Below are 23,701 nucleotides of genomic sequence, written 5' to 3'. Positions count from 1 at the left end.
TCTGTGATATTCAATTTTTTTGTTGTTGAGAACTAATTTTTAGATTTAAAAGCTTAGTTTAGATTGAATATGCTTAATGTTTTTGTGTTACAATCATATAATAAAAATATAAAAATAAATAGAGGTGAATTTAATGTCTTTTCTCTCACTTTATAGAAAATACAGGCCGACCAAATTTAAAGACTTAATTGGACAGGACCATGTGGTAAAAACATTAAAAAATGCAATAAAGAATGATAGAGTTGCCCATGCATATCTTTTTGCAGGTCCTCGTGGTACAGGGAAAACTTCCACTGCAAAGGTATTTGCCAGAGCATTAAACTGTGCCCAGCCTGCAGAGGATTTTGAGCCCTGTGGAGAATGCAATTCTTGTCAGAGAATAGAAAAAGGGAATTCACTTGATGTTATAGAAATTGATGCAGCTTCAAACAGAGGTATTGATGAAATAAGGGATCTGAGAGAAAAGGTTAAATTTTATCCAGGTGAGGGGAAATATAAAGTATATATTATTGATGAGGTACATATGCTCACCAAAGGAGCTTTTAATGCATTATTAAAAACACTGGAAGAACCTCCAGAAAGTGTTGTTTTTATACTGGCAACAACAGAACCACATAAAGTTATTACAACAATTATGTCGAGATGTCAGCGCTTCGATTTTTCGCTTTTATCACTTTCGGATATTAAAAAGAGGCTAAAATTTATCTGTCAGCAGGAAGAATTTTCAGTTGAAGCTGAAACGCTGGATATTCTTGCCAGAAATGCTCGAGGGGGCATGAGAGATGGGATTAGTCTGCTTGATCAGGCTATTTCTTTTACTGATGGTAAATTAACTGCAGATGGTGTAGCTAAAATGTTGGGCAGAGTGGAAAAAAAAGAACTGAAAAAATTTCTGGATGCAGTTAGTTTAAAGCACAGTGATCAGGCCTTAAAATTGGTTTCTAAAATTATCGCTATGGGGCTGGGTATAGAAAGATTTTCAGAAGAATTAATAGAATATTGTCGCGAACTTCTGCTTATTAAGGAATGTGGAGTTGAATCCGGAATACTGGAGTATTCCAAAAGCTATTTAAATGATCTTTCAGAAGAAGCCTCACAGTTGAGCAGCAGACAGTTAACTGAAATAATAGATCTTTTTTCGGAATTGAATCAGAAGTTAAAATACAGTAATCAGCCTAAACTTCAGCTGGAAATTGCAGTTATTAAATTGTGCAGCAGCGATAATAATGATCCTTTAATGCTTGCTGAAAGGATTGAAGAACTTGAATTTCAGCTTTCTCATTTAAAAAACTCTTTAGCTGCATCTTCTTCAGATAAGACAGAGGAATTAAAGAAGACAAAAGATGATGTTAATAAGCCACACCATATTAATAAAACCGTTAAGAATGTAGATAAAAAGATTAATTCAGCCGATGATAAAGATTTTGCAGATAAAGATGAGGTAAATGATGGAGCTTCAGAAAGGAATATTGAAGAGGCTGCACCCCAAAAACAGAAGAAAAATACTGATTTAAAACTGGATGATATTAAAAAAATATGGGGGAAAGTGCTCAATAATATAAGAAAAACTGATATATCAGTTCAGGCCCTTCTGAGGGAAGGAACGCCTGTTAAGGTAAATGGTAAAACAATTACAGTGGCTTTTCCTGAAGGAAAGAAATTTCATTACAAGGGAGCACTGTCCAATAGTTCAATGATCAATAAAGTTGTCAGGAATGTACTGGGCCAGCCGGTAGAAGTTGAATTCTTAATTTACAGCAGTGCTTCAGAAAAAAATAATCTTAAAAAAAAAATAAGTGATAATACTGATAATAATGATAGGAAAGAGAAAAAAGTAGAAAAAGAAAAAAAATATAATGAAGAAAACACTTTTGAAGATTTAAAAAAATTAGCAGATTTATTTGAAGGTGAAATTATAAGTGTAGACAAAAACATTCTGGAAAAAAGAGGAGGAGATTAAAATGAAGATGAATAATTTGATGAAGCAGGCACAGAAAATGCAGGCCAAAATGGCAAAAATGCAGGAAGAACTGGAAGAAAAGACAATAGAAACCACTGCAGGTGGTGGAGTTGTTAAAGTTGTTGTTAATGGTAAACAGGAGGTAGTAGATCTGCAGATCGATGAAGATGCAGTTGATCCTGAAGATGTAGAAATGCTGGAAGATCTTATTTTGGCAGCAGTTAATGAAGGTATGCGCAAAGTACAGGACATGGTAAATGAAGAAATGGGTAAAATTACCGGTGGAATGAATATTCCAGGGATGTTTTAATGGATCCATATCCAAGACCAATGGGTAAACTTATTGGTGAATTGAGTAAATTACCCGGTATTGGGCCTAAAACTGCTCGCAGACTATCATTTTATATTCTGGAACGCAGCAAAAATGAAGTAAAGGAGCTCGCGGATGCTCTATTGGAGGCTCGCGAAAAAATTAATTACTGTTCTGTATGCAATCATTTAACTGAAAATGATAAATGTTCATTCTGCAGTTCAGAAAGTAGAGATCAATCTATGATATGTGTTGTCGAAAGTCCCCGTGATATAGTGGTTATGGAGAAAACTGGAGAATATAATGGACTTTACCATGTGCTGCATGGAGCTATTTCTCCCATGGATGGAATTGGTCCTGATGAAATAAAAATTCGCAGTTTGATTCCCAGACTGGAAAACGGAGTTGAAGAAGTAATAATTGCAACAGATCCCAATGCTGAGGGAGATGCAACAGCGATGTATCTGGCAAAACTTATAAAACCACTTGGAGTTAAAGTTACCAGAATTGCTCATGGTGTACCGGTGGGTGGAGACCTGGAATATGCTGATGAAGTAACACTTTCGAAAGCACTGGAAGGACGCCGTGAATTATAAATTAAAATTTGCTAATAATAAAACCCTGTCCAGAGAATTTCTTTCTAAAGACAGGGTTTTATTAATTTTATGAATATCTTTTGAATTATTTTAATGGAAATTGTAGATATTGTAAATTTCCATTAACCAAGCTGGATGTTACAGTTCAATTAGCTCATAATCTCTGCTTCCCAGACCAATTTCTTCTGCATATTCTATCTGTCTTAAACCACCATCAGTACTGGGATGTACATGTTTGAATTTATTTTCTCCAGGCTTAATATCTTTATCAACAAGCATTCCAAAACATTTTTCTTCTTTATTAACCAGGTCCAGAGAAGCCTGTTCCAAAGCAACAGGATCTTTAGAAGCTAAAATACCTATATCGCGAACTATTGGTCGGTCATTCCATCCTGAACAGTCACAGTCTGGAGAAACATTTGTAATGAAATTTATATATGCTGTTTTATCTTTTTTCTCTTTTACAATTCCATATGTGAATTCTACCAGTCTTTCTTCCACTCCTTCACTTGTTGCTTCCCATTCTATTGTAATTGCTTCTGTTGGGCAAGTTACAACACATTCTCCACAGCCAATACATATATCATGATTAATAAAGCTTTTTTCTTCATTAATTGTAATACAATCTTCCGGACAGTATTTTACACACTGTTTGCATTTAATACAGTGTTCTTCTTCAATTTCTGGTAAAACTGCCGAATGCATCATCTGTTTTCCTGCACGGCTGCCCAGTCCCATTCCTATATTTTTAAATGTTCCGCCAAAACCGGTCAGCTGATGTCCCTTAAAGTGGGCCAGACTTATCAAGGAATCAGCATGCATTACTTCAGAACCAACTTTTATGTTTTTGAAGTGCTTTAGATTCACTTCAACTTCCATAGTATTCTTGCCTTTTAAACCATCAGCAATAATTATTGGAGCCTGAATAGATGCATAACCAAATCCATTGGCTATGGCACTGTTGAGGTGATCAACAGAATTGGCCCTTCCACCTACATAAAGTGTATTTGCATCTGTTAAAAAAGGTTTGCCGCCCATTTTTTTATATCACTTACCAGCTGTCTGGTAAAAACAGGTCTTATAAAAGCAGTATTTCCGGGTTCTCCAAAGTGTTGTTTAACAGCCACCAGATCATCTTTATCTATAAATTCATTGAATCCAGCCTTATAAAATAATTTGCTCAACTTTTTAACAAGACTTTCACTGTTGGTTGTTGACTTCATGTCAGCTATATATACTTTTGATGACATAATATTCCTCCTTGTTGAATTATTTAATGTATTAAAACTTATTTTTAATTATATGATAAATTTCAGGATATAACAAGTTATGAATGTCAAATAATATTTTACACTTTTCGCTCATTAAGATTTTACACCTAAGATTTTCCCCTTTTCTGCAGTTCTAAAAATAATTTTGGGGAAACTTTATTATTTCACTGCTGCTGATAAATTTTCTGCATAGACTTTCCCCATTTTTTATATACTGCTGCAAAAAAGGGAGATGCAGGAATATTGAAATTTTTAGTCAATGAATCTTAACGAAATGAAGGAAGAAATAGGGTTGAACTGCAGGATGGAGTGAGCTAATCATGAGTCAGGAGGACTCATTGATTAGTGTGCCCTATTTCACACCCGAATTGAGTTTTAGATAAATCTAAAAATTTCGTTGATGACTAAAGCCCCCTTTTTGCAGCTTGAAAATAAATTTTGGGGAAACTCCTATTTTCTGCAGCTTGACATTGTGCTCAGGCTTTGTTAAAATACCTTAAATATATGCGAATCTAATACCTTAAAAAGTCATTAAATTGCAGTGGAAATTTTATAAAATATTTTAAAATTTAAATAGGAGGCGGAAAAATGGATAAAATTGTTAAAGAAGGATTAACTTTTGATGATATTTTGTTAATTCCTGCCAGATCTGATGTTGTGCCTAAAGAAGTTGAAACCAGAACAAAGCTGACAGATGAAATTAGTTTAAATATTCCAATCATTAGTGCTGGTATGGATACAGTTACAGAGGGTGATATGGCAATTGCTATGGCAAGAGAAGGTGGACTTGGTATTATCCATAAAAATATGTCCATCAGACAGCAGGCATCTGAAGTAGATAAAGTTAAGAGATCTGAAAGTGGAGTTATTGTTGATCCGTTTTACCTTCAGCCAGATGCCACCATCAATGAAGCTGAAGCACTGATGTCAAAATATCATATTTCTGGAGTTCCAATTGTAAATGAAGAAAAAATTCTTGTTGGAATCCTTACCAATAGAGACCTCCGCTTTGTTCAAAATTATGACCGTCCAATTTCAGAAGTTATGACAGATGAAGGGCTCGTAACAGCTCCTGTTGGAACTACACTTGATGATGCAAAAGATGCCCTGCAGAAGCATAAAATAGAAAAATTGCCCATTGTAGATGATAATGGTATTTTGCGGGGACTTATTACAATTAAAGATATAGAAAAAGCAAGACAGTTTCCATATGCTTCTAAAGACAAACAGGGAAGGCTTCTTGCAGGTGCAGCAGTTGGAACAGGAACAGATACAATGGAAAGAGTTAAAGCACTTTATGAAGCTGATGTAGATATCCTGGTTGTTGATACTGCTCATGGACATTCACTGGGAGTTATTGAAATAGTAAAGAAAATAAAAAGTGAATTTCCGGATCTTCCCATTATAGCTGGAAATGTAGCTACAGCAGAAGCAACTGAAGAATTAATAAAGGCTGGTGCAGACGTGGTTAAAGTGGGTATTGGACCCGGTTCTATCTGTACCACAAGAGTTGTTGCAGGTGTGGGAGTACCCCAGATAACCGCAATTTATGATTCAGCTAAAAAGGCTGCTGAATACGGAAAAACAGTTATAGCTGATGGTGGTATTAAATATTCCGGTGATATAGTAAAAGCACTTGCAGCTGGAGCACACACTGTAATGATTGGAAGTTTACTTGCCGGTACAGAAGAAAGTCCTGGTGAACTGGAAATTTACAAGGGTAGAAGCTATAAAGTTTACAGAGGAATGGGATCTGTTGGTGCTATGAAACAGGGAAGTAAGGATCGGTATTTTCAGGAAGATCAAGAAGAACCGGAAAAATTTGTTCCAGAAGGAATAGAGGGGCGTGTTCCCTATAAAGGTACACTATATGAAACTATCTATCAGCTGGTAGGTGGATTAAAATCAGGAATGGGATACTGTGGGACAAAAAATATAGAAGATCTGCGTGAAAATGGACAGTTTATAAGGATTTCTCCTGCCGGACTAAGAGAAAGCCATCCACATGATATAACAATAACCAAAGAGGCGCCCAACTACAGTGTGGATTAGCTGTTGCCGGTTTTACAGACAAAATTATAAAAAAGTAATAATATAAGCTGTGAATTAAATAAATAATAGTCCATAACAGGAGGGCTTATCATGTCTGAAGAAAATAGAAAAGAAGAAAAATTAATCATTATTGGAGGGGGGCCGGCCGGGCTTTCTGCAGCAATTTACGCTGCCCGTGGAGGTCTTGACCCTTTAGTAATAAACGGACCTGAGCCAGGTGGTCAGATTACAACTACTTCAGAATTAGAAAATTATCCAGGTTTTCCCGGCGGTATTGGTGGATTTGAATTGATGCAGAAGATAACAGAACAGGCAGAGAGTTTTGATGCACGTCTAGTTTATGAAATTGTAGAATCTGTCAATTTTTCTGGTGACAGCTATATTATAAAAACTGATATGGAAGAATATATTGCTGAATCTGTAATAATTGCCACCGGTGCAGAACCGCGTCAGCTGGGTTTAGAAAAAGAAGATAAATTCCGTGGTAATGGAATTTCCTACTGTGCTACCTGTGATGCGGCATTTTTTAGAGATCAGGATATTGCCATTGTCGGCGGTGGAGATACTGCTTTATGGGAAGCAACATTTCTAACTAAGTTTGCCAGTAAAGTATATGTACTGCACAGGAGAGATAAGTTTAGAGGAACAAAAATACTTGGTGATAGAGTAAAGAATAACGAAAAAATAGAAGTTCTCTGGAATACAGAAGTAAAAGAACTTCTAGGGGAAAATAAACTGCAGGGAATTAAAATTTTTAATAACAAAAATAGAGAAGAAAAAGATCTGGGAGTTTCCGGACTGTTTATAGCAGTTGGTCATACACCAAGGACCAAACTTTTTAAAGATATAATCAAACTGGATGAGCAGGGATATATTATTACAGATGAAAAACAGCAGACCAGTATTAAAGGTGTCTATGCTGCTGGTGATGTTCAGGATCCTGAATACAGGCAGGTTATTATTGCTGCTGCTTCTGGAGCAAAAGCAGCAATTCAGGCTGGCAAGTATTTAGACAATAAAAATTAAAAATTGATCATTGAAATATATTACCCTCAAGGTAATTTAAGCTGCCTTAATTTTCCTGTTGTATTAGAGAATACAGGAATATAGGGCAGCTTTTCGTATATTGCAAAAAAAAGATGATTATTATATAATGAGACAAATAGAATAAAGTAAGGAGAGGAGCTGGACTCTTTGGCTCAAGGATATTTTATAACATTTGAAGGAATAGAAGGATCCGGAAAAACTACACAGATTAAACTGCTGTATAAATTTCTCACAGAAAAGGGAAGAGAAGTAGAATATACCAGGGAACCTGGTGGAACAGAAATTGGCAGAAAAATAAGAGAAATCCTGCTTGATCCCCACTATGATATTATGGATTATAAAGCAGAAATACTTTTATATGCAGCTGATAGAGCACAGGATATGAAAGAAAATATTATTCCAGCTTTAAAAGAAGGTAAAATAATACTTTCAGATAGATTTGTTGATTCCAATTTAGCCTATCAGGCTTATGGCAGGGGCTTGGACTATAAAACAGTTTATTCTATCAATAAATGGGTTGTAGATCCGTACTGGCCTGATCTCACTTTTATCCTGGATATAGAAATCAAACAGGGACTTATGAGAGCTCGTTCAATTAGTAATGATCAGACAGGAGATCGCCTGGAAAGAGAAGGAGATTATTTTCATCAGCGTGTTAGAAAAGGTTATCTCAAGATGGCAGAAGAAGATAGATTTGTAGTAGTTGATGCTGGTGGAGAAACGGAAAATGTACATGCTCAGATTAAAAAAATTATTTCCAGGAGGTTATTATAATGGAAAAAAAAGCTAACATGGCTAAAACGGTCAAGATGATAATAGCAGTAGTACATGATCATGATGCAGCCGATCTTTTAGAGGCACTAACTACAGAAGGTTTTCAGGCCACCAAAATGGCTTCTACAGGTGGTTTTTTAAGAGAAGGAAATACAACTTTTATGATAGGTTCTGATGAAGAACATATAGATAAAGTAATAGAGATAATTAGAGAAAACTGCAAATCACGCAAAAAAACTGTAGCACCTATGTCACCTGTTGCCAATTCTCTTGAGGGCTATTATTCCTTCCCTATGGAGGTCGAAATTGGAGGAGCAACAATATTTATTATCAATGTTGAAAAATTTATCAAAGTTTAAATAAAAAAGGAGTAATTCAAAAATGAGTTTTTCTTCGGTAAGTGGTCAGGATAAAGCTGTAGAAATATTGAAAGATGAAATTAAAAATGGACGTATCAGCCATGCATATCTGTTTTCTGGACAGGGTGGGCTGGGAAAAAAGAAGCTGGCGCTGGAATTTGCCAAAGCAGTTTTCTGCAGCAATAAAAAACTGGACAGCTGTGACAGCTGTATAAGCTGCCGCAAAGTTGATCACAGTAATCATCCGGATTTAAAGACTATAGTTAAAGCTGAAGATAAATCTGCAATATCAATAGATCAGATTAGAGAATTGAAAAAGGAAATAACATATAAACCATATGAAAGTGATAGAAAAATATATATTATTGAAGATGCTGACTTAATGACTAAAGAGGCAGCAAACAGCCTGCTTAAGACACTGGAAGAACCTCCTGAATTTGCTACTATAATACTCCTTGTTGAAGATGAAGGAAAACTCCTACCGACAATAGTATCACGCTGTCAGAAAGTGAAATTAACTGATGTTTCAGCTGAACTGATAAAAGATATTTTATTAAAAAAAGATCTGCCACAGGATAAGGCGGAAATATTATCCTATCTTGCAGAAGGAAGTCCGGGTAGAGCTGTTAAATTTGCAGAAAATGAGTCTTTTTTTGAAAAAAGAAAAAGTATATATAATTTTATAGCAGCTATTGATAAAAAAACTACTGTGGAAATATTTTCTGCGGCAGATCAATTTAATAAATTAATTAATAATGATTTTCCTTTCTTTTATTTGCTATCAAACTGGTATCGCGATATAATTATGTTCAAACAGAATTATGAGCAGGGAGTCAAAAACATTGACTATCTTGACTTAATAAAGAAGAGTACTGATAAATACACAGAAAAAAATATTATGGATAAACTTGAATATATTGAACTTGCTAAAAAATATATTGACAGCAATGTACGCAAGGATTTAGCTTTGGAAGTATTGCTTTTTAAACTGCGCCAATTAGAGCAAAAGTAGATATAAAAATAAATTGAGGTGTGTAATTGAATGTATACTGTAGTAGGAGTTAGCTTCAAAAAAACCGGCAAGATCTATTATTTTGATCCTGGTAATATAGAACTTGAAGCCGGTGATTTTGTTATTGTAGAAACAGCAAGAGGAATTGAATATGGTAAAGTTGTTGTAGGAAAAAAAGAAGTGACTGAAGAAGAGATAGTTGCTCCTTTAAAAGATGTCATGCGGAAAGCAACTTTAAAAGATAAAGAAAAACATGAGGAAAACCAGCGTTTAGAAAAAGAGGCTTATGATATCTGCCTTAAAAAGATAGATAAACACGGGCTTCCTATGAAGCTGATAGATGTTGAGTACACTTTTGATCACAATAAAATAATATTTTATTTTACAGCTGATGGAAGAGTTGATTTTAGAGAACTTGTTAAGGATTTAGCTCGTGTGTTTAAAACACGAATTGAGCTGCGCCAGATTGGTGTTCGAGATGAGGCAAAAATGGTGGGTGGACTGGGACCATGTGGTCGTCCAATTTGTTGTGCTACTTTTTTGAGAGATTTTCAGCCAATTTCAATTAAAATGGCCAAAAAACAGGACCTTTCACTTAATCCTGCTAAAATATCAGGACTATGTGGCAGACTTATGTGCTGTCTGGAATATGAGTCAAAAACATATAAAAAACTCAAAGAAATAATGCCCAAAGTTGGAGAAACTGTAGATTTAGAAATCGGTGAAGGGGAAATTGTGGACCGCAATCTTGTCAAGAAAACAATTAAAGTTGATATAGGTGGAGAAGATTATATAGAAGTTGAGGTTGAAGATTTGGATGAATACGATTTTGACTGAAAGGAAGGGAAAACTGATGGATCAAGAAGTTCTCAGTGCCCTTGCCCACTTCCAGGAGCAGATAGAAGCCCTTTCTCTTAGATTTCACAAATTAAAAGATATAACTTATCAGCTTTATCAGGAAAATGAAGAACTGCGTACAGAAAATGATGAATTAAAGAATCTCATCTTCAAATATGAAGCTGAAGATGAAATACCGGCTGAAAGGCAGGGCTATATAAACTTAATTCATATTTATGATGAAGGGTATCATGTCTGTCCGCTCAGTTTTGGAGAAAAAAGAAAGGGAAACTGTCTTTTCTGCCTTAATCTGCTGGAAAATCAGGGTAAGGAGAAATAAAGCGATGGAAGAGACTCACTATTTGATTGAAAATGAGCTAAAAATTATTCAAAATGATAAATATTTTAAGTTTGGAACTGATTCAGTATTACTGGCAAATTTTGCTGAGTTTAGACCTGGTGATAAAGTAGTGGATCTGGGAACCGGATCAGGTGTAATACCTCTGCTTCTGGCATACAAAAACAGTGGAATAAAAGTCAGTGGTGTGGAAATTCAGTCACCACTGGTTGAGCTGGCCCGCCGAAATGTGGAGATTAACAATCTTAAGGAGCGTGTGAATATAATAGAAGCAGATTTGTGTTCACTTGAAGATGTTTTTGCTGCCGGTTCTGCAGATGCTGTAATTTCCAATCCGCCCTATTTACCAGTTCAATCTGGAGAAACAAAAGAGAATAAATTTATAGCAGCTGCCAGACATGAAATTCATGCAGACATAAAAGATGTGATAAAAGCTGCATCGCGTGTAATTAAATTTGGTGGGAATTTTTACCTTGTTTATAGAAGCTGGCGGCTGACTGAAGTTATAGAGCTTTTGAGCCGATATAATTTTCAGGCAAAGAAAATGCGATTTGTGCATTCTCGGCCTCAAAAAGAGTCTGATATATTTTTAATGAAGGCTAAAAAGGGAGCTAGCCCTGGTTTACGTGTTGATCCTGCTTTATTTATATACAAAGAAAAGAGTAATCTTTATACTGATGAGGTAAAAGAAATTTATGGAGAGGACTGTTAGTTTGGAAAAAGGAAAGTTATTTATCTGTGGTACTCCGATGGGTAATCTGGAAGATATATCTAAAAGAGTATTAAAAACTTTAAAAAAAGCTGATATAATTGCGGCAGAAGATACAAGACGAACCGGACAGCTTTTGAATTATTTTGACATAAAAAATAGGATGATCAGTTATCATGAACACAATGAAAAAAGGAGAGCAGAAGAAATACTGGGAAGACTTCAGAGTGGGGAAAATATAGCTCTAGTAAGTGATGCCGGTATGCCGGGCATATCTGATCCCGGCCAGATAATTACTAAAATGGCAGTTAAAAATGGAATTGAAGTAATTCCTGTGCCTGGTCCAACTGCTTTCGTTTCTGCACTGGTTGTTTCTGGTTTTGATTTGAGCAGATTTGTTTTTCTTGGTTTTATCCCGAGGTCAACTAAAGAGAGAGATGGGTTTATTGATGAAATATCGCTGGAAGAAAAAACAGCTGTATTTTACGAATCTCCTTACAGACTTTTATCTACTCTGAAAGAATTTGCTGATTACAGTTCAGAGCTTGCCGAAAGAGATATAATGGTTGCAAGAGAGCTGAGCAAAATTCATGAAGAAAAAATTTATGGTAATACAATAGAAATAATTGAAAAATTAAATAGCAGAGAAATAAAGGGTGAGGTAGTAGTGGTGGTTTCCGGCAGAAAAAAAATAAAAGAAGAGGAAGAAGGGTGGGAAAATCTTAGTATACTGGAGCATATAAAACTTTTAATGAATAATGGATTTAGCAAAAAAGAAGCAATAAAAAAAGTCGCCGATTTACGGGATTTACCAAAAAGCGAAGTTTACAGAGTTGCGGTGGCTATTAAAATAGATAAGCAGTAAAATATTATAAGTGGGAGATGATCAGATTTGAGTAAAGAAACATATTATGTAACCACCCCAATTTATTATCCGAGTGACAAATTACATATAGGTCATGCATATACAACAGTAGCGGCAGATACAATAGCACGCTTTAAGAAGATGCAGGGTTATGATACCATGTTTTTAACTGGTTCTGATGAGCACGGACAGAAGATTGAACGTAAAGCCAAAGAGTCAGGTAAAGATACAAAACAGTATGTGGATGAGATAGTAGCCACTTTTAAAAATTTATGGGAAAAATTAGATATAGACTATGATTATTTTATCAGAACAACTGAAAAAAGACATGAAAAGGTAGTCCAGAAGATATTTAAACAGCTTTATGATAAAGGTGATATTTATAAAGATAAATATAAGGGATGGTACTGTACACCATGTGAGGCATTCTGGGCAGAAAGGCAGCTTGAAGAAAAAAATGGAGAAAAAGTCTGTCCTGACTGCCACCGTCCTGTGGAATGGGTGGAAGAAGAGAGCTATTTTTTCAAAATGAGTAAATATGCCGATAAACTTTTAGCTCACATTAAAGAAAACCCGGACTTTATTCAGCCTGAAAGCAGGAAAAATGAGATGATTAATTTTATTGAACAGGGGCTGGATGACTTAAGTGTATCTCGTACAACATTTGACTGGGGGATCCCTGTCCCCATTGATGAAGATCATGTAATTTATGTCTGGATTGATGCACTCAGCAACTATATAACTGCAATTGGATATAAAACTGATCCCGAAACATTTGAACATTACTGGCCTGCAGACCTTCATATTGTCGGCAAGGATATACTTCGTTTTCATACAATTATCTGGCCGATAATTTTAATGGCATTGGATCTGGAACTTCCCAAACAAGTTTTTGGCCATGGATGGCTTTTAACCAAATCAGGAAAAATGTCCAAATCAAGGGGAAATGTTGTTGATCCAGTTGTACTGATTGATGATTTCGGCAGAGATGCGATTAGATATTATTTATTAAGAGAAGTTGCTTTTGGTTCAGATGGAATTTATTCGACAGAAGCTTTGATTCAGAGGATAAATTCCGATCTGGCCAACGATTTAGGGAATTTGCTCAATAGAACTGTTGCCATGGTTGAAAAATATTTTGCTGGTATTATTCCGGAAGTAAAAACTGTAGAAGAAGTTGATAAAGATTTAATTGCAAAAGCAGAAAAGACTAAATCTATTGTTGAGGAAGAGATGGAAGAACTTCACTATACTGCAGCACTTGAAGAGCTGTGGAACTTTGTCCGCAGAACAAACAAATACATAGATCAGACTACTCCCTGGATCTTAGGGAAAGATGACGCCCAGAAAGACAGGCTGTCAACAGTGATATATAATCTGCTGGAATCACTGCGTATAACTGCGGTAATGTTAAAACCATTTCTGACAGAAACACCATATAAAATAGCAGAACAATTAGGCCATTTAAATGAAATTAAAACTGCTGTGTGGAAAGACGCTGTCTGGGGTGGCTTAATTCCGGGTAGAAAGGTTATCAACGGTGACCCTATTTTCCCAAGGATAGATATAGAAGAATATTTTGAGAAGGTTGAAGCAAGAACTGCAGTCAAAAAGGAAAAACAGGTAGATGACTTGGAGCTGGAGAATATAAAAGATAGAATTTCATTTAACGAATTTATGAAGACTGATATTAGAGTTGCGGAAATAGTGGAGGCAGAAAGAATAGAAGACAGTAATAAGCTTATTAAACTTAAAGTAGATATTGGATTGGAAGAAAGGCAGCTTGTTGCCGGTATTGCTAAACACTATTCTGCTGAAGATGTTGTCGGTAAAAAGATTTTGATAGTTGCCAATTTGGAACCTGCAGAGATATTTGGCGTCAAATCTGAAGGTATGATTTTGGCTGCATCTGATCCGGAAGGTAATATGGTTTTATCTACTGTTAGTGCAGATATTGCAAACGGCAGTCAGGTAAAATAAATTGAATATAAGGGCCGTCTAAAGCTGACGGCCTAATTTGATTTTGAGTTAAAAAAGGATTTTTGTAGTTTGTATAGTAATATTATAATATGGATTAGTTATTCACTTCACTATCAATAGGAGGAATTATCGGAGGAGGAATTACTGGTGAAAGAGAGAAATAATATACCTAAAGCAACTATAGAAAGACTTCCACTTTATTACAGATGTTTAGATAAACTTTCTACTTTTGAAGAAGTAGAGGTGGTTTCTTCTAAAGATCTGGGAGGGCGTCTTGGGATACCTTCCACACAGGTTAGGAAAGATCTTTCTTATTATGGAGAATTTGGCAGACGTGGAGTTGGCTACAATGTTCAGGAATTAAAAAGATCTGTTGGTAAGATATTGGGAGTTGATAAGCTCTGGCCGGCTGTTATAGTTGGTGCAGGTAATCTTGGGCGTGCACTTGTTAATTATGGCAGTTTTGAAATGATGGGTTTGGAAATAGTAGAAGTTTTTGATAATGATTTAAGCAAAATAGGAAACCAGATTAATGGTATTGAAGTTAAAAGTATTCAATCTATTAAAGAAACTCTGCAGGGGAGAGATATAAAATTAGGAATTATCTCTGTTCCTGCCGATTCTGCTCAGGAAGTAGCAGATGAAATGATAGCAGCAGGGATTAAGGCAATCTGGAATTTTGCACCCACCAGACTGTATATTCCTGAAAATATTGTTGTTCGTAATGAAGATCTTGCCGTTGGAATTGTAAGTTTAATCTATCATTTGAGCTGGCAGGAAGAAATGGATGTGTAAGAATTGAAAACTGAAGTAGCTGTCCTGGCTAGTGGAAGCAGTGGTAATGCAGTTTATATAAGTTCTGGAAAATATTCTGTGCTTATTGATGTGGGGCTGAGTGGAAGAGAAATTGAGAAGAGAATGAAGAAGTTGAATCTCAATCCAGAAAACCTTTCAGCTGTTCTGATAACTCATGAACATAATGACCATATTAAAGGAGCAGGAATTCTGTCACGACGCTATAATATTCCTATTTATGCTAATCAGGGAACGTGGGCAGAAGGAAAGCAAAAATTAGGTAAAATAAAAAATGAAAACTGCAATATTTTTTCCGAAGATTTTATGATTGGAGATCTTGCTTTTACACCTTACAGTATTTCTCATGATGCAGCTGACCCGGTAGGATATATATGTCAGGCTGATGGAAAGAAAATCGCAGTTGCGACAGATACAGGAGTGCTGACAGATGAAGCGGCAAAAAAGCTGAGCGGTTCAGATTTTCTCATTCTGGAGTCCAATCATGATTTGGAAATGCTTATGACAGGTAAATACCCCCATTATCTAAAAAATAGAATTAAAAGTGAGTTTGGACATCTTTCCAATGATGCTGCAGCAGATATTTTACCAGATTTGATCGGCAGCAACTTTCCAACAGTAGTACTTGCCCATTTGAGTCAGAAAAACAATAATCCTAAAATTGCATATATTACTGTTAATAACAATTTACAGAAATCTGGGCTAAAGGTTGGTAGAGATCTTAATTTAGAATGTGCTGTCCAGAACAAACCTACAGAATTGTTTGATCTTGACAAAAGGTATACAGCTGATGAATATTAATATTGTTGGAGTGGGAAGTGTAAAAGAAGATTATTTAAATTATGGGATTTCAGAATTCAAAAAAAGGCTGCAGCGGTTTTGTGACCTGAAGATTATTGAAGTAAAAAATGAAAATTTAGGGAGTAATCTTTCTGAAAAGGATTTAATAAATATACGCAAAAAGGAAGCTGCAAGAATTTTAGATAAAATACCTGAAAGAAGTTATGTATTTGCACTTGATGTAAGGGGGAAACCAATGACATCTAAAGGTTTTGCAAAATCACTGCACAATCTTCAACTTAGGGGCTGCAGCAGCTTTACCTTTATTATTGGAGGCGCTACCGGGTTGAGTAAAAATTTGCTGAATAAAGCTGATTACAGACTTTCGCTGTCACCCATGACATTTACACATCAGATGATAAGGCTAATTATACTGGAGCAGATTTATAGAGCATTTAAAATAAATAATAATGAACCATATCACCTATAAATTTACACATCTAAATAATTATATTTTTAAATTGTGGGGCATCTCTACAGCTGCTTCTATTTTATTAATTAGTGTTTAATAGATTTAATTTTTTAATTTACATGAACATGAACTTGTTTTCTGTAATATAATATTATAATTAATTAATGGGAGGTTTAATAAGTGAAAAAAATTTTTTCGGTTTTTATTTTAACTTTGTTTTTAATGCTTGTTTTAGCAGGTGGAATACAGGCTTCAGAGAGATATCTTTTTAGAAATGATCTAATAGATCTGGAGCTTTTGTATGTAGACGGAAAATTAATAATAAATAATGGTGATCAGGAGATAGCTCTGGATTCTGCAGTTTCTGCTTCAGGAGCTAAATACGAAAAAGATGACCTTATGTTCTGGTCTAAAGGAAATGATGGACTGCTGGAAATAAGGGGAAAACTGGTATCTTTTTCTGATGAAAAAATCTATGACTCCTGGCAAATAGCAGCAGAAAATGGAGTTGATTTTCGGGCAGTGGGTAATGAACCTGGATGGCATGTTGAGATTAGAGATGATGCAGAAGTGAAATTTGTAGGTGATTATGGAAAAACTGAGATCCAGGCTCGAGTTAATGATGTGTGGATTGGGCCGGCTGGAGATGACAAAATATATTATATAGATAGTCCTGCTGTAAAATTTCAGGTTATTCTGATTAAAAAACAGTATATAGATACCATGACTGGAGAAAAGCTTCCCTATCAGGTGAGAATTATATTCCCTAATGAAAGTTATACTGGTGGAGGTAGATTTCTATCATAGAATGAACAAAATGTCCTTCGAATTTCTTTATTACAGTAAGGTTAAATTTTGTTGATGTCGGAAATTATGAATGCATAAATTTTATCCACAATAAACCATCTGGTGTAATTTCCTGGACATTAAAGAAAATCCTCTAACTTTTTTAGTTAGAGGATTTTTCAGCAATAAATTATTTTATAGACTTTTCCCAAAATTATCTTTAGAGCTGCAAAAAAGAGGAAAGTCTTTATTATTTTTCATTGAAATTTAAAGTATAATTATTAACAGCAGAAAGAAAAATAGAAATAGTCTGCCGAATTGATTACTTTTTGTTTACAGCTTAAAGACTTATATTAACAGGTGTTTCATTTGTAAGATTATCACTTACAGGGCATCTTTCTTCTACGGCTTTAATCCATTTTTCTAGAGCTGCCTCATCTGCATCACAGTCAGGCTTTACAGTTGCATTTATTTCCTGATATCCTGCTCTTTTTTCTTCTGACTGGCCCATAAATTTAGCTGGATCCAGTTTCCCACTGATTTCAAACTCTATTCCTTTCATTTCAATACCCATTTCTTTTGCCACAAGATGTCCTACTACATTTAGACATCCACTCAAAGCAGCAAGGACATATTCTACTGGATTTGGTCCATCATTTGTGCCACCCTGATTTTTTGGTTCATCAACAATAATTTTAAAACCTGTTCTTGTTTCTGCTACAACTTTAGTTGAATTTTCACTTTTTGAAGTAACTGAAAATTTTGCTAATGGCATAAAAATTCGCCTCCTGTAATTTAAATTTATATATTATTTTATCTCAAATAATATATTCTATAATTCTTAAGAAAACCCTTTTTTATTTTAAGGTATTAGAATTAATATTTAGTTTTTTGTAAAACAACATTAATTATCATATAGAATTAAATTTACTGGTGTTTATTTAATACAGCTGTTAACCAGATAACTTAAGATTATGAACAAATATAGTATTATAAAAACAATATGTTTTTTTGCAAAAATTAAAATATGGTTTTCCCACAAAAAGATTATCTAAAAAATTCAAAAATGCTTAATGAAAAAGAAGAAAGGGGATATTTAAATGAAAATTAATGTTGACTGGCAGGGAGATATGGAGTTTTTGAGCAGTTTACCGTCCGGACACAGTATTACTCTGGATGCATCTCCAGATAGTGGAGGTCACAATAAAGGACCGCGGCCGATGGAAATGCTTTTAACAGGTCTGGGTGGATGTACTGGAATTGATATAGTTATGATTCTCGATAAAATGAAGCAGAAAATAGAATCTTTTTCGATGGATATTGATGGTGAAAGAGCAGCGGAGCCCCCAAAAAGATTTACCAAAATTCATATTACTTATAAGTTAAAAGGTAAAGATCTTGATGAAAAAAAAGTTGAAAGAGCCATTAAATTGTCAGAGGAAAAATATTGCTCAGCAAGAAGTTCTTTAAATGCCGAGATTACTTCAAGCTATGAAATAGAAAATATTTAACTTTCAACCCGGTTAAAACCGGGTTTTTATGTTGTTTGCTGGCATGAATATTGGCTTGATTAGTAAAAGCCTGATGCAGGGGGGGTAATAAGGGCAGTGCCAACCACTGGCTGAAGAGAGGGGTGTTCATTGTGGTGAAAAAATTAAAGCATAACAATTAAAGGAATGAACCGTCCTGTATCAAACGGTATGCTGTAGTTATGTGTGAGGTCAGGAAATAAACTAATTATTTCTCTCCTGCTCAATTTTTAAAAAAAATAAATATTCCTGCAGGAAATTATTAAATAACATTGAATATATATTATAAGAGTTAAGTTTCATTTAATAATTTTTATAATTTTACAATAATTCACAATTAATGTGAGGAGGAGAAAAGTTAGATGATAAATCTTAATATCAATGAGGAAAAGCTAAAAAAGGTGATAAAAAGGGCTAGAGAGAACAATATAATTCTGCCTACATTTGAACAGATGAAAAATCCCGAACTTATACCTAAAAAAATAAAAGAAAAATTAAAAAATATAGGTCTATGGGATATAAACAGCTACAATCTTTTTAGAATTACCTGGAAAAATGAGCCAGTAAAAGATGGTGGTCTTTATGATGGAGTTAATTATATAGAATTTCCCCCGGAATTAACTGGAGTAGAAAGCAGAATTTTTGCAATTGTTGGAAAATGGTTTCCTACAGGTGCACATAAAGTAGGGGCAACTTACGGCTGTTTAGCTCCACAGTTAGTTACCGGACAGTTTGATCCAACTTCCAGTAAGGCAGTCTGGCCTTCAACGGGAAATTACTGCCGTGGAGGAGCATATAATTCTCAGCTTTTAGCATGTGATTCTATAGCTATTTTACCTGAAGGCATGAGTAAAGAACGATTTGACTGGCTAAAAAAAGTTGCAGGAGAAGTAATACCGACTCCCGGTACAGAAAGTAATGTAAAAGAAATTTTCGATAAAGTCTGGGAACTAAGAAAAACAAGAGAAAATATTACTGTTTTTAATCAATTTGAAGAATTGGGCAACCACCTCTGGCATTATGAGGTTACAGGTTCTGCAATGGAAGAAGTAATAAACAATGAGATGGGTGAAGATGATAGATATTTTGGCTTTTTTGCAACAAGTGGTTCTGCTGGGACCTTAGGTGCTGGAGATTATCTAAAAGATGTATTCCCTACAAGTAAGCTTGCAGTTGGGGAAGCACTTCAGTGTCCGACAATTCTGAGCAATGGATTTGGTGCACATAGAATTGAAGGTATTGGAGATAAACACATACCATGGATTCATAATGTTAAGAATACAGATATGGCTGTTGCAGTAGATGATAATAGAACTATGGCACTTTTGAGATTATTTAACGAAAAAGCAGGTAGAGATTATTTAATAGAAAAGGGTATTCCAGAAGAATTCATTTCTAAACTTGAACTTTTAGGTATTTCTGGAATTGCAAATTTAGTTGGAGCTATAAAGATGGCAAAATATTATGAGCTTGATGCTAATGATATGTTGATTACTGTTTTAACAGATTCTCTAGAATTATATACATCCAGACTAGAAGAGATGAATGAAGAAATGGGAGAATATACAAGAGAAGATGCCATTAAAGATTATCATCAATACCTAAAAGGTATTAATACAGAAAATACTTTAGAGATGGGTTATCAGGAAAGAATGAGAGTCCACAATCTTAAATATTATACCTGGGTAGAACAGCAGGGCAAAAGTTCAGAAGAATTAAATGCTCAGTGGTATGATTATGATAATTACTGGGGCAAATTACACAAACAGGCTGCAGAAATTGATGAATTGATTAAAGAGTTTAATGATAGAACAGGGCTTTTAAAAGAATTATAAAATTAAATTTTATTATCTATAACTTATATTATATGAGGTGTAACCAATGAAGTATGTTGATAATCTTGTCTGTATAAACTGTGGAAAAACATATAAGGCAGACCCGGACCGATACATGTGTGATGATTGTGGAGAAGATGGTATTTTGGATGTTCAATATGATTATGAAATGATAAAAGCAGAGTGGAGTAAAAATGAATTGTCAAAAAACATAGATAAGAGAATATGGCGTTATGAACCACTACTTCCTATCGAGCCAGATACAGAAAAGCCAAAACTCAGTGTTGGTAATACTCCAATCTATAATGTTCCTGCTCTTGCTGAAGAGATTGGTATAGAAGAACTCATTATAAAAGATGATGGATTAAATCCAACAGGTTCACTGAAAGACAGAGCTTCAGCACTGGCAGTAGTTAAAGCTCAGGAAGCAGGAGTTAAAACGGTTTCCTGTTCATCAACAGGCAATGCAGCTTCTTCTCTTGCCGGCAATATTGCTTCAATGGGTGGAAGAATGAAAGCGGTTATTTTTGTTCCAGATAGAGCTCCAGGTGGAAAGCTTGTTCAATTATTAATTTATGGTGCTGAAGTTGTTTCAGTTAAAGGTTCATATGAAGAAACGTTTTATCTCTCTGATAAAGCAATAAAAAAATGGGGCTGGTATAACAGAAATGCAGCAATCAATCCCTATCTGGTTGAAGGTAAAAAAACAGTTTCTTTAGAATTAGCTGAACAGTTAAATTGGGATATGCCGGACTGGCTTATTTTTTCGGTTGGAGATGGATGCACTATAGCTGGGGCATATAAAGGACTTTACGATTTAAAGGAAATTGGTTTTATTGATAAAATACCTAGGCTGCTTGGTGTACAGGCAGAAGGATGTGCCCCCATAACAAAATCTTTTAAAACAGGTAACAAACTTGCAGTAGAAAAAGAAAATACCCTGGCAGATAGTATTGCTGTTGGGAAGCCCCGCAACTGGATTAAAGCAGTCAGTGCAGTTAAAGCTTCTAAAGGTGATATGATAAATGTAAGTGATGAAGATATTCTTGCGATGATGAGAACTGCTGGAAGGAAAACAGGTGTATTTGGAGAACCAGCAGGAGTTGCAGGACTGGCAGGTCTCAAAAAGGCAGTAAAAAACAATATTATAAAATCTAATGAGAGAGCTGCTGCTATTATAACTGGCAATGGGCTAAAAGATGTAGAAAATGGAAAAAAAGCTGCCGGTGCCCCTATTGTAGTAGATGCTGATATTAAGAAATTGGCTGAAATTTTTAAGCAAAATGGGGTGACAGTATGAAGTCAGAAAACAAAAGACTGGGACAAAAAATAAGAAAAAAGAGACTTGCAAGAGGTCTAAGTCTGGCTCAGCTGGCAGATATGATAAGCAAAACATCCAGTTATTTAAGTCAGGTTGAAAGAGGTCTTGCAGAACCCTCAATTACTGCTTTAAGAGAGATAGCTAAAGCACTTGACGTGCCAATATTCTACTTTCTGATAGAAGATGAAGTTCACAATTCTGTTGTAAAAAAGGAAGAAAGAAGAGTACTCAATTTTCCTGGTTCACACCTTACTTTTGAACTTCTGTCTCCAGACTTGAAGCGAGATATGGAGGTAATCGAAGCCAGACTTGAACCTGGGGCAGAAACTTCAGATGACCCGCTTTCTCATACTGGAGAAGAATGTACTGTAGTTATTCAGGGGAAAATGCATATAAAAATTGGTGATAAAGAATACGAACTAAACAGAGGAGACAGTATATATTATAAAGCAAGTCTTCCTCATAAAATAACCAGTGTAGGAGAAAATGATCTGGTATTTATCTCGGCCATAACTCCACCAAATTTTTAGAAATTATCGTCAGGAATGCAGATAAAAAAATGTTTTCTGTACATTTTTATTACAGGAAGTTAGAAAGATATTAATTAAATAATATTTAGGATATTTGGTCTATAATAGTTTCTTAAGCTCCGGTGTTTTGAATTTAGAGTAAATCAAATTTGGAGGTGCCTACAAAAATGGAATTTGCAGAAATACTTAAAAAAGCAGAAGAGTATAGAGATGATATCAGTTCTTTTCTGCGGGATATGATAAGACTTCCCAGTGAAAGCTGTGGAGAAGAAAAAGTTATTGAGCGTATAAAAGAAGAAATGGAGAAAGTGGGTTTTGATAAAGTAGAAATCGATCCGATGGGAAATGTACTTGGTTATATTGGCAGCGGCAGCCATGTAATAGCTATGGATGCACATATTGATACTGTCGGTGTAGGAGATAAATCTCTATGGGATTATGATCCATTTGAAGGTTATGAAGATGATGAAATAATTATTGGACGAGGGGCTAGTGACCAGGAAGGTGGAATGGCTTCTATGGTCTATGCCGGTAAAATCATTAAAGATTTAGGCCTTGAAGATGATTATACACTTGTAATTACAGGTACTGTTCAGGAAGAAGACTGTGATGGTTTATGCTGGCATTATATTTTGGAAGAAGATGGGATTAAACCAGAATTTGTTGTTATAACAGAGCCAAGTTCCTGCAATATATACAGGGGCCACAGAGGAAGAATGGAAATTAAAGTTACCACACATGGAGTTAGCTGTCATGGTTCTGCTCCCGAAAGAGGAGAAAATGCAATTTACAAAATGGCACCTATAATCAATGAACTTAAAGCTCTGCATCCAAACCTCACTCAACATGAATTTCTTGGAAAAGGTAGTTTAACTGTTTCGGAAATTTTCTTCAGCTCACCATCACGCTGTGCAGTAGCAGATGGATGCAGTATTTCTATTGACCGCAGGTTAACTGCTGGAGAAAGCTGGGAATTTGCACTGCAGCAGATCAAAAACCTCCCATCAGTTCAGGCAGCAGATGCAGAAGTTGAAATGTATACTTATGAAAGGCCTTCCTACACAGGTTTAGTCTATCCAATAGACTCTTATTTTCCGACCTGGTTAATAGAAGAAGATCATCCGGTGTGTCAGACTGCAGTTGATGCATATAAAAAATTATTTAATGAAGAGCCGCTTGTTGACAAATGGACTTTTTCTACAAATGGTGTCTCTATAATGGGTAGACATGGTATCCCCTGTATCGGTTTTGGTCCAGGACATGAAGATCAGGCACATGCACCTAATGAAAAAACATGGAAATCAGAGCTTGTAAAAGCTGCAGCTGTATATGCGGCGATTCCTGGAATTTATATTGATAAATATGCAGATAAAATGCCGGAAACAACAGAAAATCTTTTAGACTAGAATTGTAGAGTCGGTACCTGGTACAAAAACCCTTTTTTTGGACCAGGTACGAGAGACATATTTTGTACCCGGTACACAAAAATAATCCAAGGAGGAATT

The 23,701-nt window shown here is 35.3% G+C and carries 25 protein-coding genes; 22 read left to right on the top strand and 3 right to left on the bottom strand.

Annotated features, from left to right (window positions below):
• The first annotated feature begins 133 nt into the window (after positions 1-133).
• From dnaX to recR, 3 genes are read left to right on the top strand one after another with little or no spacing between them, the layout of a single operon-like run.
• Positions 134-1,960, top strand: a complete 1,827-nt coding sequence (gene dnaX, locus DER71_RS04155) for a DNA polymerase III subunit gamma/tau (protein WP_114457101.1) — start codon at positions 134-136, stop codon at positions 1,958-1,960.
• 1 nt (position 1,961) lies between these two features.
• On the top strand, positions 1,962-2,270 hold the full coding sequence (locus DER71_RS04150) for a YbaB/EbfC family nucleoid-associated protein (RefSeq protein ID WP_114457100.1): 309 nt from the start codon (positions 1,962-1,964) through the stop codon (positions 2,268-2,270).
• On the top strand, positions 2,270-2,866 hold the full coding sequence (gene recR, locus DER71_RS04145; RefSeq protein ID WP_114457099.1) for a recombination mediator RecR: 597 nt from the start codon (positions 2,270-2,272) through the stop codon (positions 2,864-2,866). Before DER71_RS04150 ends, recR begins: the two co-directional genes overlap by 1 nt.
• A 138-nt stretch (positions 2,867-3,004) precedes the next feature.
• On the opposite strand, the gene DER71_RS04140 is transcribed toward recR, so the two are convergent.
• Both DER71_RS04140 and DER71_RS12185 read right to left on the bottom strand, forming a co-directional pair.
• Complete coding sequence (locus DER71_RS04140) at positions 3,005-3,904, bottom strand: DUF362 domain-containing protein (protein ID WP_233487371.1); 900 nt, start codon at positions 3,902-3,904, stop codon at positions 3,005-3,007.
• On the bottom strand, positions 3,883-4,116 hold the full coding sequence (locus DER71_RS12185) for a hypothetical protein (RefSeq protein WP_233487370.1): 234 nt from the start codon (positions 4,114-4,116) through the stop codon (positions 3,883-3,885). Before DER71_RS12185 ends, DER71_RS04140 begins: the two co-directional genes overlap by 22 nt.
• A gap of 609 nt (positions 4,117-4,725) precedes the next feature.
• Between DER71_RS12185 and guaB the strand changes: the two genes are divergently transcribed.
• The 14 genes from guaB (at position 4,726) to DER71_RS04070 (ending at position 17,002) form a co-directional block, all read left to right on the top strand.
• Positions 4,726-6,189 carry an IMP dehydrogenase gene (gene guaB / locus DER71_RS04135; RefSeq protein WP_114457097.1) on the top strand — a complete coding sequence of 488 codons (1,464 nt, stop codon included), beginning with the start codon at positions 4,726-4,728 and terminating at the stop codon, positions 6,187-6,189.
• Between the two features lie 90 nt (positions 6,190-6,279).
• Positions 6,280-7,215, top strand: a complete 936-nt coding sequence (gene trxB / locus DER71_RS04130) for a thioredoxin-disulfide reductase (protein WP_114457096.1) — start codon at positions 6,280-6,282, stop codon at positions 7,213-7,215.
• Between the two features lie 168 nt (positions 7,216-7,383).
• Positions 7,384-8,010, top strand: a complete 627-nt coding sequence (tmk, locus tag DER71_RS04125) for a dTMP kinase (RefSeq protein ID WP_114457095.1) — start codon at positions 7,384-7,386, stop codon at positions 8,008-8,010.
• Complete coding sequence (locus DER71_RS04120) at positions 8,010-8,369, top strand: cyclic-di-AMP receptor (protein ID WP_114457094.1); 360 nt, start codon at positions 8,010-8,012, stop codon at positions 8,367-8,369. Before tmk ends, DER71_RS04120 begins: the two co-directional genes overlap by 1 nt.
• Before the next feature lie 22 nt (positions 8,370-8,391).
• A complete protein-coding gene (holB, locus tag DER71_RS04115; RefSeq protein WP_114457093.1) occupies positions 8,392-9,381 on the top strand; it encodes a DNA polymerase III subunit delta' in 990 nt (329 codons plus the stop codon).
• A 30-nt stretch (positions 9,382-9,411) separates the two neighbouring features.
• Positions 9,412-10,218: a stage 0 sporulation family protein gene (locus DER71_RS04110; RefSeq protein WP_114457092.1), complete on the top strand. Its 807-nt coding sequence runs from the start codon at positions 9,412-9,414 to the stop codon at positions 10,216-10,218.
• A gap of 16 nt (positions 10,219-10,234) precedes the next feature.
• On the top strand, positions 10,235-10,558 hold the full coding sequence (locus DER71_RS04105) for an initiation control protein YabA (protein ID WP_114457172.1): 324 nt from the start codon (positions 10,235-10,237) through the stop codon (positions 10,556-10,558).
• A gap of 4 nt (positions 10,559-10,562) precedes the next feature.
• Positions 10,563-11,288: a tRNA1(Val) (adenine(37)-N6)-methyltransferase gene (locus tag DER71_RS04100; RefSeq protein WP_114457091.1), complete on the top strand. Its 726-nt coding sequence runs from the start codon at positions 10,563-10,565 to the stop codon at positions 11,286-11,288.
• 1 nt (position 11,289) lies between these two features.
• Positions 11,290-12,150 carry a 16S rRNA (cytidine(1402)-2'-O)-methyltransferase gene (gene rsmI, locus DER71_RS04095; protein WP_114457090.1) on the top strand — a complete coding sequence of 287 codons (861 nt, stop codon included), beginning with the start codon at positions 11,290-11,292 and terminating at the stop codon, positions 12,148-12,150.
• Positions 12,151-12,177: 27 nt separating this feature from the next.
• On the top strand, positions 12,178-14,130 hold the full coding sequence (gene metG, locus DER71_RS04090; protein WP_114457089.1) for a methionine--tRNA ligase: 1,953 nt from the start codon (positions 12,178-12,180) through the stop codon (positions 14,128-14,130).
• A gap of 147 nt (positions 14,131-14,277) precedes the next feature.
• Positions 14,278-14,925 (top strand): redox-sensing transcriptional repressor Rex, encoded by a 648-nt coding sequence (locus DER71_RS04085; RefSeq protein ID WP_114457088.1) that lies wholly within the window; start codon positions 14,278-14,280, stop codon positions 14,923-14,925.
• Positions 14,926-14,928: 3 nt separating this feature from the next.
• Positions 14,929-15,744 carry an MBL fold metallo-hydrolase gene (locus DER71_RS04080; protein WP_114457087.1) on the top strand — a complete coding sequence of 272 codons (816 nt, stop codon included), beginning with the start codon at positions 14,929-14,931 and terminating at the stop codon, positions 15,742-15,744.
• Positions 15,734-16,213, top strand: a complete 480-nt coding sequence (gene rlmH, locus DER71_RS04075) for a 23S rRNA (pseudouridine(1915)-N(3))-methyltransferase RlmH (protein ID WP_114457086.1) — start codon at positions 15,734-15,736, stop codon at positions 16,211-16,213. Before DER71_RS04080 ends, rlmH begins: the two co-directional genes overlap by 11 nt.
• Before the next feature lie 162 nt (positions 16,214-16,375).
• Positions 16,376-17,002 (top strand): MliC family protein, encoded by a 627-nt coding sequence (locus DER71_RS04070; protein ID WP_114457085.1) that lies wholly within the window; start codon positions 16,376-16,378, stop codon positions 17,000-17,002.
• Between the two features lie 319 nt (positions 17,003-17,321).
• Here the strand turns inward: DER71_RS04070 and DER71_RS04065 are convergent, their stop codons facing one another.
• Complete coding sequence (locus tag DER71_RS04065) at positions 17,322-17,756, bottom strand: OsmC family protein (protein WP_114457084.1); 435 nt, start codon at positions 17,754-17,756, stop codon at positions 17,322-17,324.
• A 325-nt stretch (positions 17,757-18,081) separates the two neighbouring features.
• Here DER71_RS04065 and DER71_RS04060 point away from each other — a divergent pair, with 325 nt between their 5' ends.
• The 5 genes from DER71_RS04060 (at position 18,082) to DER71_RS04040 (ending at position 23,602) form a co-directional block, all read left to right on the top strand.
• Positions 18,082-18,492 (top strand): OsmC family protein, encoded by a 411-nt coding sequence (locus tag DER71_RS04060; RefSeq protein ID WP_114457083.1) that lies wholly within the window; start codon positions 18,082-18,084, stop codon positions 18,490-18,492.
• A 380-nt stretch (positions 18,493-18,872) separates the two neighbouring features.
• Complete coding sequence (locus DER71_RS04055) at positions 18,873-20,345, top strand: pyridoxal-phosphate dependent enzyme (RefSeq protein WP_114457082.1); 1,473 nt, start codon at positions 18,873-18,875, stop codon at positions 20,343-20,345.
• A 46-nt stretch (positions 20,346-20,391) separates the two neighbouring features.
• Entirely contained in the window at positions 20,392-21,645 is a 1,254-nt protein-coding gene (locus DER71_RS04050; protein WP_114457081.1) for a threonine synthase, read from the top strand.
• Positions 21,642-22,196 carry a helix-turn-helix domain-containing protein gene (locus DER71_RS04045; RefSeq protein WP_114457080.1) on the top strand — a complete coding sequence of 185 codons (555 nt, stop codon included), beginning with the start codon at positions 21,642-21,644 and terminating at the stop codon, positions 22,194-22,196. The genes DER71_RS04050 and DER71_RS04045 overlap by 4 nt, the downstream gene beginning before the upstream one ends.
• A 167-nt stretch (positions 22,197-22,363) precedes the next feature.
• Positions 22,364-23,602, top strand: coding sequence for a YgeY family selenium metabolism-linked hydrolase (locus DER71_RS04040; protein ID WP_114457079.1), 1,239 nt, complete (start codon positions 22,364-22,366; stop codon positions 23,600-23,602).
• Positions 23,603-23,701: the final 99 nt, after the last annotated feature.

Source organism: Halanaerobium sp. DL-01 (assembly GCF_003338615.1).
Lineage (GTDB): Bacteria > Bacillota > Halanaerobiia > Halanaerobiales > Halanaerobiaceae > QPJE01.
The sequence above is the reverse complement of the archived record's forward strand: the minus strand, read 5'-3'. Positions and strand labels throughout refer to the sequence as shown.

Bases quoted from the DNA above. Each gene is read 5' to 3' on its own strand.
- dnaX (WP_114457101.1), top strand. From the start codon at position 134: ATGTCTTTTCTCTCACTTTATAGAAAATACAGGCCGACCAAATTTAAA.
- DER71_RS04150 (WP_114457100.1), top strand. From the start codon at position 1,962: ATGAAGATGAATAATTTGATGAAGCAGGCACAGAAAATGCAGGCCAAA.
- recR (WP_114457099.1), top strand. From the start codon at position 2,270: ATGGATCCATATCCAAGACCAATGGGTAAACTTATTGGTGAATTGAGT.
- DER71_RS04140 (WP_233487371.1), bottom strand. From the start codon at position 3,904: ATGGGCGGCAAACCTTTTTTAACAGATGCAAATACACTTTATGTAGGT.
- DER71_RS12185 (WP_233487370.1), bottom strand. From the start codon at position 4,116: ATGTCATCAAAAGTATATATAGCTGACATGAAGTCAACAACCAACAGT.
- guaB (WP_114457097.1), top strand. From the start codon at position 4,726: ATGGATAAAATTGTTAAAGAAGGATTAACTTTTGATGATATTTTGTTA.
- trxB (WP_114457096.1), top strand. From the start codon at position 6,280: ATGTCTGAAGAAAATAGAAAAGAAGAAAAATTAATCATTATTGGAGGG.
- DER71_RS04120 (WP_114457094.1), top strand. From the start codon at position 8,010: ATGGAAAAAAAAGCTAACATGGCTAAAACGGTCAAGATGATAATAGCA.
- holB (WP_114457093.1), top strand. From the start codon at position 8,392: ATGAGTTTTTCTTCGGTAAGTGGTCAGGATAAAGCTGTAGAAATATTG.
- DER71_RS04110 (WP_114457092.1), top strand. From the start codon at position 9,412: ATGTATACTGTAGTAGGAGTTAGCTTCAAAAAAACCGGCAAGATCTAT.
- DER71_RS04105 (WP_114457172.1), top strand. From the start codon at position 10,235: ATGGATCAAGAAGTTCTCAGTGCCCTTGCCCACTTCCAGGAGCAGATA.
- DER71_RS04100 (WP_114457091.1), top strand. From the start codon at position 10,563: ATGGAAGAGACTCACTATTTGATTGAAAATGAGCTAAAAATTATTCAA.
- rlmH (WP_114457086.1), top strand. From the start codon at position 15,734: ATGAATATTAATATTGTTGGAGTGGGAAGTGTAAAAGAAGATTATTTA.
- DER71_RS04065 (WP_114457084.1), bottom strand. From the start codon at position 17,756: ATGCCATTAGCAAAATTTTCAGTTACTTCAAAAAGTGAAAATTCAACT.
- DER71_RS04060 (WP_114457083.1), top strand. From the start codon at position 18,082: ATGAAAATTAATGTTGACTGGCAGGGAGATATGGAGTTTTTGAGCAGT.
- DER71_RS04055 (WP_114457082.1), top strand. From the start codon at position 18,873: ATGATAAATCTTAATATCAATGAGGAAAAGCTAAAAAAGGTGATAAAA.
- DER71_RS04050 (WP_114457081.1), top strand. From the start codon at position 20,392: ATGAAGTATGTTGATAATCTTGTCTGTATAAACTGTGGAAAAACATAT.
- DER71_RS04045 (WP_114457080.1), top strand. From the start codon at position 21,642: ATGAAGTCAGAAAACAAAAGACTGGGACAAAAAATAAGAAAAAAGAGA.
- DER71_RS04040 (WP_114457079.1), top strand. From the start codon at position 22,364: ATGGAATTTGCAGAAATACTTAAAAAAGCAGAAGAGTATAGAGATGAT.